General features: G+C 74.1%; 7 protein-coding genes. 6 read left to right on the top strand and 1 reads right to left on the bottom strand.

From position 1 onward, the window contains the following. Positions 1-167: 167 nt before the first annotated feature. On the top strand, positions 168-2,348 hold the full coding sequence (locus E1283_RS23170; protein WP_165956220.1) for a M48 family metallopeptidase: 2,181 nt from the start codon (positions 168-170) through the stop codon (positions 2,346-2,348). A 59-nt stretch (positions 2,349-2,407) separates the two neighbouring features. Here the strand turns inward: E1283_RS23170 and E1283_RS23165 are convergent, their stop codons facing one another. Beyond that, positions 2,408-4,540: a glycoside hydrolase family 36 protein gene (locus E1283_RS23165; RefSeq protein ID WP_243745032.1), complete on the bottom strand. Its 2,133-nt coding sequence runs from the start codon at positions 4,538-4,540 to the stop codon at positions 2,408-2,410. 82 nt (positions 4,541-4,622) lie between these two features. Between E1283_RS23165 and E1283_RS23160 the strand changes: the two genes are divergently transcribed. The 5 genes from E1283_RS23160 to E1283_RS23140 form a co-directional block, all read left to right on the top strand. Further along, positions 4,623-5,678: a LacI family DNA-binding transcriptional regulator gene (locus E1283_RS23160; RefSeq protein ID WP_132820056.1), complete on the top strand. Its 1,056-nt coding sequence runs from the start codon at positions 4,623-4,625 to the stop codon at positions 5,676-5,678. An 87-nt stretch (positions 5,679-5,765) separates the two neighbouring features. Next, positions 5,766-7,088, top strand: a complete 1,323-nt coding sequence (locus E1283_RS23155; protein ID WP_132820055.1) for an ABC transporter substrate-binding protein — start codon at positions 5,766-5,768, stop codon at positions 7,086-7,088. 12 nt (positions 7,089-7,100) lie between these two features. Next, the gene (locus tag E1283_RS23150) at positions 7,101-7,997 is read left to right on the top strand and encodes a carbohydrate ABC transporter permease (RefSeq protein WP_132820054.1); all 897 of its coding nucleotides are present in this window, start codon (positions 7,101-7,103) and stop codon (positions 7,995-7,997) included. A gap of 124 nt (positions 7,998-8,121) precedes the next feature. After that, complete coding sequence (locus E1283_RS23145) at positions 8,122-8,955, top strand: carbohydrate ABC transporter permease (RefSeq protein ID WP_132820053.1); 834 nt, start codon at positions 8,122-8,124, stop codon at positions 8,953-8,955. Positions 8,956-8,992: 37 nt separating this feature from the next. Continuing rightward, the coding region (locus E1283_RS23140) for a CBM35 domain-containing protein (RefSeq protein ID WP_132820052.1) at positions 8,993-10,643 on the top strand (1,651 nt) is incomplete at its 3' end.

Genomic DNA, 10,643 nt, shown 5'->3' with positions numbered 1-10,643 from the left:
CCCCACCGCCGCTGCCGGCCGATGTCCTGGCGGACGTGCGGGGAGTCGCGCGGCGCCGGGCGATGCTGCTCGGCCTGGCGGACGACCGGGCCGAACTGCTGGCCGACACGGTCGTGGCATATCTGCGCGAGCGCACCGACACGGAGCGCTGAGCCGCCATGGCCACCATGGCGGCCCCAGGTTCCCCGGCGGAGGCCGCGCGGAGCCGGACGTTCCTGCTGCCGTCCGCCACGCTGAGCGCGTTCGTCCTGTTGATCGTCGCGGTGCTGGCGTTCTCCGTGGTCATGCAGCCGAGCTACTACCACGTCTTCACCGGCGGCTCGGGAGATGCCACCGGCGACCCGGTCGACGGCTGCGTGCGGCAGGGCGTCGCGCGGGCGGGCGGGCCGCGGGCCACGATGGAGCTCTGGGCACGGGGTGAGCGACTCCCCGGCGTGGCGGAGTGCGCCCGCACCGCGTTCGACCCCGCCCACAGCCAGTCCTTCCTGATCACCTGCGGGCTGCTCGCCGTCTTCACCGGCCTGCACTACCGGTTCCGTTCCACCAGGCGGGCCCGCAGACGTGGTGTGCGCCCCGTCACCCAGGAGAACCTGCCGGACCTGCACACCGACCTGCTGCGGCTGGCGGCACTGGCCGTGCCGGGCCAGCCGGTGCGGTTCCTGATCGACCTGCTCGACCCGGCCGCGAACGGCGTGGCGTTCGGGCGGGTCGGCCGCCGGTACGTGCTGCTCGGGCGGGGGGTGCTGCGGCTGCGCGACCGCGACCCGGAGGCGTTCGAGGCACTCGTCCTGCACGAACTGGCCCACGTCCGCAACCGCGACATCGACCTGACGATGATCACCCTCGGCTTCTTCCGCGCGTACGCGCTGCTCGTCTTCACGCCGGTCGCACTCGGCCGCGTGGCCTACGCGGCCTTCGGGCCCCACTCCGGGATCTACGCGGCGAGTTCCGCGCAGCTGCTCGGTCTCGCCCTGTTGCTGGTCGTGGCGCGCGCCCAGGTGTTGCGGACCCGCGAGTACCAGGCCGACGCACGCGTCGTGCGGTGGCAGGGCGATCCCGCGCCACTCGGTCGGCTCCTGGCCGAGGTGGCGAGGCGGCCCCACGGACGGGCCGGCCGGCTGCGGGCGTGGGGGCGGCGGCTGACCGGCACGCACCCGGGCGGCCCGAACCGCGCGGCGGCGCTCACGGACCCGGCGCCCCTGCTGGCACCGGCCTTCGGCTTCGCGGTGGTGCTCGGAGCGTGCCTGATGTTGCTGTGGGAGCCCAGCAGTTCGCCCACCGCCAGGTGGAGTTACGGCTCCGTCTGGGACCAGTGGCGTCCCGAACCGCTGACCGTGCTGCTGATGGTGGTGCTCGGGCTGACCGTGCTCCGCGCCGCGCTGCGCTGGGAGCGGCCCCGGCTGCACGCGCTGCGCTGGGGGTTGGCGGTCGGGGTGGTCGTCGGGATGGCGCTGTCGCCCATGACGATCGCCAACGGGCTCACCATGCCGACCTCCTTCGGGGTCGAGACGGGCAACGTGCTGTTGCGTGCCGCGCTGCTGGTGTCCCTGGTCCTGTGGTGCGAGTACCTGGCCGCGGCGTGGGCCCCCGCGGTGGTCGCGGCGCGTCGCCCGCTGGTGGTGGCCCTGCTGCCCTGCGCGATGGTGGTCGCCGTCGTTCTGGTCGTCGCGCGTCCGGTGCTCGAGTTGCACGCCATCTTCATCCTCTCCCAGTACGACGGCTCGGCGACGAGCGAGCTGCCCGGGCCCCTGCTGGTCTTCGCCGTGACCGAGACCACCGCGCTCGCGTCGTACTTCGACGACGTGTGGTGGCTGCTCGGCGCGGCCCTGCTGCTCTTCGGCCCCCCGGCGCTGGGACGACTCGGCCGGCCCGGCGGGCGGCGGGCGGCGCCGGTCGCGCCGGCGCCGGTCGCCCCGGTGCCGTCGCGCGCCGTGCCGGCGAGGAGACGGGCGGGCTGGTTCGCCGGAGCCCTGGCCTACCTCGGCCTGTGGTGGGTGCTGGCCGGCTATCTCGACGTGCGGTGGGGGGTGTCGCTGTCACCGCTGTCCGACGGAATGCTGGTGGCCGGCGTGCCCGCGGCGACCGCCACCGTCGTCGCGGTGTTCGCCCCGCACCCGGTGCGGTGGGCCGTCGTCACGTCGGTGTCCGTCGGCCTGTGCTGCGGTGTGCTGTTCGTGCTGCTCTGGGGCATGCCCGCGTTCGTCATGCGGCAGTTCGTCGTCTTCGGCGTGCAGGGCGCGGTTCTCGCCGCGTTCGTCGTCTCCGCGGTGACGGCGCCGCGGCGGCGCCGCCGGGCGAGGCGCCCGGCCGGACCGGCCGCCGCCGACGTCTCGGCGCGGGCCACCTGACACGGGGCGGGTGCCCGGTCGGTGCCCCGCGACGCGAGGTGGGCGGAGGCGGCCCCGGCTCAGGAGCCCGCCGGGGTGATCCGCAGCAGCAGCGCGGTCGGCGTGCGGGGGAGGGAGACCGTCAGGCTGCCGGCGCCCGCCGACCAGGCCGCCGTGCCGGGAGACGCGGCGGGGTGCAGCACCTCGACCCGGGCCGGGCGGCCGGCCAGCTCCGGCAGCGGCAGGGCGGCCAGCGGCTCGCCGCCCCGGCGCCACACCGACAGGTAGCGGGTGTCGCCGGCCGCGAGGCCGAGCGCCAGCCAGTCGTCCGTCCAGCCGGGCAGGCCGAGCGGCCAGAACGGCACGGCCTGCGGCAGGTCGGCCCTGATCAACCGGTAGGCGCCCAACGCCTCCTGAACCAGGATCAGTTGGTCTGGCGCCATCCGGTCGAGATGGCCGGAGAGATGGATCCGGCCGAGCAGCGCGCCGGCCAGCACGAACGCGTTCTCGTCGGCGCTGAACTCCGGCTGCGCGTAGGCCCACACCGCGCTCTGCTCGGGCGGCACGGCGGTCGGCGCGGCCGCGGCGATGGGCGGGTAGCGGAGGAAGTCCTGCTGGTCGCTGGTGGACTGGAGCTGGGTGGTGGCCAGCATCGCGCCGTCCATCCGCATGCCGCCCGAGGCGCAGTTCTCCAGCACCAGGTGCGGGTGGCGGTCGAGCAGCGAGGCGAGCCAGGCGCGGTAGGCGCGGGCGTGCCCCAACAGGCCGGCGCCCGGGCTGGTCGTGCCTCCGGTGTCGGTGCCGGGCGGCACGCTGATGTTGTAGTCCAGCTTGAGGTAGCCGACGCCCCAGTCGCCGACGATCCGGTCGACCGTGCGGTCCAGGTGCGCGACGGCCGCCGGATGGCGGAGGTCGAGCTGGTGGCGGCCGTTCTCGCGGACCCGCACGCCGTCCCGGGAGAAGAACGCCTCGTCGGGCAGCGTCGCGGCCAACGGGCTGCGGACGCCGATCACCTCCGGTTCCAGCCAGAGCCCCGGCACCATGCCGTGGGAGCGGATCCGGTCGAGCACCTCGTGGATGCCGCGCTCGCCCGGGAAGCGGCTGGCCGCCGGCTCCCAGGCGCCGACGCTGTCCCACCAGCCCCGGGTGTCGTCGTCGTACCAGCCGGCGTCGATCACGAAGTACTCGGCGCCGACCCGCGCGGCGGCGTCGACCAGCGGCAGCAGCTTCGCCGTCGTCGGGTCGCCGTTGAGGGTGTTCATGAAGTCGTTGAAGACGATGGGCAGTCGGCGGTGGTCCCGGTGCGGCCGGCGTGCGGCGCGCCGGTAGGCGGTCAGCGCGCCGAACGCCGCCGTGAGGTCGCCGGCGACCGCGAGCACGGCCGGCTCGGTGGTGAACGACGCGCCGGGGGCGAGCGGTTGCCGCCACTGGTGCTCGGTGTCGGTGGGGCCGTGCAGCGCCAGATAGGAGCCGGGGGAGCGCTCGCCGGCCTCCCACAGCCAGCCGGTGGACGACTCGATCGCCCACAACCAGCAGCCGTGGCCGCCGCGTTCGACAAGCGCCCCCATCGGCAGATGCCCGTCGGTCGACCAACTGCCCCGGCTGGCCACGCCGATCCGGCCCCGGCTGTCCGCCGCGTTCCGCGCCCGGTTGAGGTCGGGCACCCGGGCACGCAGCGGTTCGTGGCGCCAACGGCACTCGGCCAGCCAGTCGTTCTCGGCCCAGTGCAGGTCGAGCGCGTCCGGCGCGGGCAGCCCGCCGAGGGTGAGGGAGGACACGGCGAGCAGCGTGACGGGGGCCGTGCCCTCGTTGGTGACCCGCACCCGGGAGCGCACCACCGGCACGCCGTCCGGCGAGTCGAGCAGCACCTCGGCGGCGAGCCCGGTGACGTCGTCGCGCAGCCGCACGACCAGCCGGTGCCAGTTCCCGCCCTCGGAAGCGTCGGGGGAAGCCTCGTGGCCGGTCAGCCGCATCCTGGCGCCGATCGAGGTCTCGATGCCCCGCTGCCCCGACCACTCGCTGCCCTGACCGAGCGCCAGCACCTCCACCAGCGGGGTCGCCCCCGCCTCGGCGAGGCCGGGCCCGCCGAGGGCCACCAGCCGCGGCGGCCCGTCCGGCGCGGCGGCCAACTCCACGCCGAGCGCCGCGTGTCCCCAGCGGATCCGCGCCGCGCCCTCGCCGTTCTCCGACCCGAACTCGCCTTCCGCCAGCACGTCTTCCGACACCGCGTCGCTCCTCACGAAAACCCCGTCCCGATGCCTTGACGGCCCCTGTGTGACCGGTCACAATCCTGGCATGTCTGTGACCGGTCACACAAGAAGCGGGGGGCGCCGCCCGGCAAGCATCCGGGACGTCGCCACCGCGGCCGGGGTGTCCCACCAGACGGTCTCCCGCGTCATCAACGGGCATCCGAGCGTCAGGCCCGCCACCCGCGAACGCGTCGAGGCAGCCATCGCCCAACTCGGCTTCCGGCGCAGCGCCACCGCGCACGCCCTGGCCAGTGGCCGGGCCAGGACCGTGACCGTGCTGACCTCCAACACCGTCCACTACGGCTATGCCGCCGCCCTCAAGGGCATCGAGGAGGCCGCCCGCGCCGCCTCGTTCGCCGTCGGCATCCACGTGCTGGAGTCCGACGACGAACGGCTGGTCGCCGAGGCGCTGCGCCGCGCCGCCGACACCGGCGGCGGACTGATCCTCATCGCCTACGACAGACCCGGCGTCCGCGCCCTCGAACTCGCCCCGGCCGACACCCCGTTGGTGGCCGCCGTGGAGACGCCGGCCGAGCCGCCGCCGGCCGGCAGCCCCTGGGTGTGGACCGACGACCGGGCCGCCGCCCGCGAAGCCACCGGGCACCTGCTCGACCTCGGCCACCGCACCGTCCACCACCTCGCCATCCCCTCCACCACCCGCACCAGCGGCGGCGCCCAGCGCGCCGCCGGCTGGCGCGACGCGCTGTCCCGGGCCGGCGTGCCGGCGCCCGAACCGATCGAGGGCGGCTGGGAACCGGCGGACGGCTATGCCGCCGGCCGCCGGCTGGCCAGGGACCCCGACGTGACGGCCGTGCTGTGCGGCAACGACGACCTGGCGCTCGGCGTGTTGCGCGCGCTGCGCGAGGCCGGCCGCGCCGTGCCCGACGACGTGAGCGTGGTCGGCTTCGACGACGCCCCGCACTCCGCCTATCTCGCCCCCGCGCTCACCACCGTCCGGCTCGACTTCGCCGGCGTGGGGCGCGCCTGCTTCGCCCTGCTGCACGCACGGGTCGAGCAGGGCGAGCCGATCGCCCCGCACCCCGTGGCCGAGGCGCCCCGCCTGATCGTCCGCGAGAGCACGGGTCCCGCCCCGCGCCGCTGACCGCGTCACTTCCCGGAAAGCAACGGTCACCACCCACGACGACACCCCCACGACACCCCGACGAGCCGCCCTCCGGAGGGTCCCGCCATGAAACGCACCGCGACCGCCCTGGCCCTGATCTGCGCCGCCGCCCTCACCCTCGGCGCGTGCAGCGACAGCACCGTCGACGACACCGGCCAAGACGCGGGCGGCGGCGGCGAACTCGACCCGCTGGCCGACCTCGACGGCGTCGAACTCACCCTCTGGACGGCACAGTCCACGCTCACCGCCGCCGACCAGGTCATCGACGCCTTCGAGGCCGCCACCGGGGCCCGGGTCAGCACCGAGGCCATCCCCGACCTCTACGAACAGAACGTCCCCACCCGGCTGGCCGCCGGCGACCGGCCCGACCTGATGTTCTGGCAGCCGAGCGTCAGCACCCTCCCGTTCATCCAACCCGCCCGCAACCTGCTGCCGTTGGACGACGAGCCGTGGGTGGACGACCTGGGGCCCACCGAACAGTCCCTCGGCGTCGTCGACGGAACGCGCTACGCCGCCGTCGTCACCAGCCCCGCCATGCTCGGCGTCTACTACAACAAGGACGTCTTCCGGCGGGCCGGCGTCACCGAGGACGAACTCCCCGGAAACTACGACGAGTTGCTGGAGCTCGCGCACACCGTCCAGGACGCCGCCGGCGTCCCCGCCTTCTACGAGGTCGGCGGCGACCGCTGGCCACTCCAGTGGCAGGTCCAGGTCCAGCTGACCGACCTGCCCGACGAGTGGTGGGACGGCCTCAACCGCAACGAGGAGTCCTGGACCGACCCCGTCGTCGTCGACGCCGTCACCCGCTACCAGGACGACGTGCTCGGCGCCGGCCTCGCCCAGGAGGACTACCGCACCGGCACCTTCACCGGCCAGGCCGAGGCCGTCTGGGAGGGCGACGCCGCCATGGCGCTCAACGTCACCTCCTTCCAGTCCCAACTCCAGGCGCGACACGGCACCGAGGAGATCGACGAGACCGTCGGCTGGTTCCCGATCGCCAACTCCGACGCGCGGGGCCTCTACTCGCCCGACCAGACCAACGGCGTCGTCGCCTTCGCCACCGGCGACGAGCAACGGCAGCGCGCCGCCCGGCAGTTCCTCGCCTTCTGGCTCGGCCCCGACTACCCCGACTTCATCGCCGACCGGCAGATACCCTCCGTCCAGCCGGCGGTGCCCAACCCGGACGGCATGCCCGAGACCGCCCACCACCAGGTGGCCGCGCTGCCCGAGGCCCACGGCGTCTTCCAGGCCAGGGCGATCGTCGCCCCTGAGCTCCACGTCGCCCTCGCCGACCTCATCTACGGCGAGAAGTCCCCCGACGAGGTCGCCGAGTTCGTGGAGAACCAGTTCGACGACATAGCCCGCGCCCAGGGCGCGGACGGCTTCTAGGGACGCCCGCCCATGGCGACCCCCGTCACCACCACCGGCCGTCCGCCCGGTCGGCTGCCGAGGGCGGCCGTCCACCACCCCTGGTGGTTCGCGCTGCCGGCCGTCCTCGTCTTCGGCGGCTTCTTCCTGCTGCCCAACCTCCTCAACTTCTGGTACCCGTTCACCGACTGGTCCGGCTACCGGAGCCAGATCTCCTTCACCGGCCTCGACAACTTCCGGCAGATCCTCGACGACGGCACGCTGTGGCGCGCCATCCGCGTCACCCTCGTCTACGCGCTGCTCGCCGCCCTCTTCCAGAACGCCTTCGGGCTCGGCCTCGCGCTGCTCCTGGAACGCGACACCCGGTTCAACCGCTTCTTCCGCGCCGTGTTCTTCCTGCCCGTGCTGATCTCGGCGCTGGCCGTCGGCTACGTGTTCCAGGCCCTGTTCAACACCGACGGCGCGGTCAACGACGCGCTCGGCACGGCCGTTCCGTGGCTCGGCGACACCACCTGGACGATCGTGCTGGTCGCCGTCGTGCACGGCTGGAAGTGGATGGGCCTGGCCATGCTGATCTACCTCGCCGGGCTGAAGGGCATCCCCGGCGAGGTCCTGGAGGCGGCCCGCGCCGACGGCGCGGGACCCTGGCGGATGTTCCGCGCCATCCGCTTCCCCCTGCTGGCGCCGGCCGTCACCTTCAACGTCACGACCTCGCTGCTCGGCTCCATGAACACCTTCGACATCGTCCAGGCCACGACGGGCGGCGGCCCGGCCGGCTCGACGGAGGTCATGAACATCTACATGTTCCGCGTCTTCGGCCAGGGCCTCTACGCCCAGGCGTCCGCGATGAGTCTGGTCCTCTTCCTGATCGTCGTCGCCCTCGCCGTCCCCCTGATCACCGGCCTCCGGCGAAGGGAGCAGATGTGGTGACGCTTCGCTGTGATCCCCCGACGGCCCAGGCGCCCCCGGCCACCGTGACGGGCGGGCCGCGCCGGCCCGCTCGGGCGGTCCCGTCTCCCGCCGGCGGCGGGGCGTGAGCGCCGGGGTGGCGGGGATGGCCCGCCCGGCAGCGGCCTGGCGGTGGGTGCGGCCGGCCGTGGTCGTCGGGTTGGCGGCGCTCGCCGTCGGCGTGCCGCTGTGGCTGGTGCTGGCCACCGCGGCGAAGCCGCAGGCGGAGGCCGTCAGGCCCAACCTCGATCCGCCGGACGCCTGGCAGCCGGGGCGGAACTACTCCGACGCGCTCAGCGAGGGCGAGATGCTGCGCGGCCTGGTCAACAGCCTGCTGGTGATCGTGCCCGCGGTGCTGCTCGTGTTGGTCCTCGGCGCCGGCGCCGCCTGGGTGTTCGCCCGGCGGCGCGGCCGGCTGGTGGCGGCCGCCTACGCGGTCTGCGTCAGCGGGCTGCTGCTCCCGCCGGCGATCATCACCATCGTGCTCCAGCTGCGCCAACTCGGCCTCGCCGGCACCAGGCCCGGCATGATCGCGGTGTACACGGCGATGTACCTGTCCACGTCGATCTTCTTCATGACCGGCTTCATCCGCTCCATCCCGCACGAACTGGAGGAGGCCGCCAGGATCGACGGCGCCGGGCCGCTGCGTGTCTTCGTCCGCGTCGTCCTGCCGCTGCTCCGCCCCGTGATCGCCACCGCCACGATCATGGTGATGCTCTACGCCTGGAGCGACGTCTTCTACGCCTTCTTCGTGCTCGGCGGGGGCGACGCCGCCACCCTGCCCATCAACCTCTACCAGGTCGCCAGCGCGCAGCTCTACCTCAACAACTGGCATCTCATCTTCGCCTACGTGGTGTTGATGAGCCTGCCGATGATCGCCGTCTTCCTGGTCGCCCAGCGGCGGATCGTCTCCGGCATCACCAGCGGAGCCGTCAAGTAGCGGGCCCGGCCCGTCGTCCCGGAAGGAACCATCCCGCATGCCCCGGATCACCGTCGACCTCGCGGCGCCGGAGGGCGCCGTCCTGCACGGCGCCAACGGCGCCCTCTACGGCCTCAGCGACGACGGCGTGCCAGGCGACGCCGTGCTCGCCCCGCTCCGGCTGACCACCATCACCCAGAAGCCGGAGGGCGGCCTCCAGCACCCCAACGGCGACGCCCTCACCGTCGCGGAGTCCTTCCTCCGCAACGGCGGCCGCGACGTCTACGTGATGATGCAGGACGTCTACGCGCGGTGGCCCTACGAGGACCTCGGCCTGGCCGACTACCTCGACCGGGTCGACGCCATCACCCGCCGGGTCGCCGAGCACCCCCGCGCCGACGCCTTCGTGCTGGTGCCGTTCAACGAGCCCGACCAGATCTGGTACCGCCTCGACGCCCCCGACGCCGCGCGCTACGCCGAGAACCGCGACCGGTTCCTCGCCGACTGGACCACCGTCCACCGGCGGATCCGCGCCATCGCGCCGGACCTCAGGATCGCCGGGCCCAACGAGGCCCGCTACGACCGCCGTCTCCTCCCCGACTTCTACGCCCACGCCCGCGACCACGGGGTGCTGCCCGACGTCACCACCTGGCACGAGCTGTCGGCCTCCTCGCTCCGCGACTTCCCGGGCAACCACGCCCACTACCGGGCGCTGGAACGGGAGTTGGGCATCGGCCCGCTGCCGGTCAACATCGACGAGTACGGCAACCGCCGCGACCTCTCCGTGCCGGGACAGCTCGTCCAGTGGGTCGCCATGTTCGAGCGCGCCAAGGTCCAGGCCCAGCAGGCCTACTGGGACATGGCGGGCAACCTCGACGGCAACGTCGTCGACACCAACACCCCCAACGGCGGCTGGTGGTTCTTCCGCTGGTACGCCTCGATGTCCGGCGACACCGTCCGCGTCACCCCGCCGGTCAGGGACGCCGTCGACACCCTCCAGGGGCTCGCCTCGCTCGATCCGGAACGGCGCCAGGCGCACGCCCTGGTCGGCGGCGCGGACGGCGACGCCGACATCGTCTTCCGGTCGGTGCCGCCCGCCGTCTTCGGCACGGCCGTGGCCTACACCGTCGCCGAGGCCGCCTGGTCGGGCTACGAGGGCGCGCACCCCGCGCCCGCCGTGCTGGCCGCCGCGGTCGCCCCGATCACCTCGGCAGGCACGGTCACCGTCCCGCTGCGCGGCATGGACCGGATGTCGGCCTACCGTGTCGTCCTCACCCCGGCCGGCTCCGGAACCCCCGACCGGCCGGCGGTGCCCTGGCGCGCCTCGTACGAGGCGGAGGACGCCGCCATCACCGCCGGGCGGATCCGCACCCTGGGCACGGTCGGGAACGACAACGGCTACGCCGCCTCGGGCACCCGCGACGTCGCCTCGCTCGACCGGCCGGAGAGCCGCGTCGCGTTCGCCGTCTCGGTGCCCGCGACCGGCGACTACGACGTCGCCGTCCACTACGGCAACCAGTCGGGTGGGCCGGCCCGTTGGACGCTCAGTGTGGACGGCGGCGCGCCGGCCGGCGCCGACTTCCCCACCACCCTCAACGACGCCCACCGCGGCGTCAGGACCGTCCGGCGCCACCTCACCGCCGGCGACCACACCCTGACCCTGGCCCGCGAGACCGGCGCGCTCACCCTGGACCGGATCGTGCTCACCC

The organism is Streptomyces hainanensis (assembly GCF_004348415.1).
Classification (GTDB): domain Bacteria; phylum Actinomycetota; class Actinomycetes; order Streptomycetales; family Streptomycetaceae; genus Streptomyces; species Streptomyces hainanensis.
The sequence above is the reverse complement of the archived record's forward strand: the minus strand, read 5'-3'. Positions and strand labels throughout refer to the sequence as shown.

Excerpts from the sequence above, each read along its gene's own strand:
- E1283_RS23170 (WP_165956220.1), top strand. The coding sequence starts at position 168 with ATGGCGGCCCCAGGTTCCCCGGCGGAGGCCGCGCGGAGCCGGACGTTC.
- E1283_RS23160 (WP_132820056.1), top strand. The coding sequence starts at position 4,623 with ATGTCTGTGACCGGTCACACAAGAAGCGGGGGGCGCCGCCCGGCAAGC.
- E1283_RS23155 (WP_132820055.1), top strand. The coding sequence starts at position 5,766 with ATGAAACGCACCGCGACCGCCCTGGCCCTGATCTGCGCCGCCGCCCTC.
- E1283_RS23150 (WP_132820054.1), top strand. The coding sequence starts at position 7,101 with ATGGCGACCCCCGTCACCACCACCGGCCGTCCGCCCGGTCGGCTGCCG.
- E1283_RS23145 (WP_132820053.1), top strand. The coding sequence starts at position 8,122 with ATGGCCCGCCCGGCAGCGGCCTGGCGGTGGGTGCGGCCGGCCGTGGTC.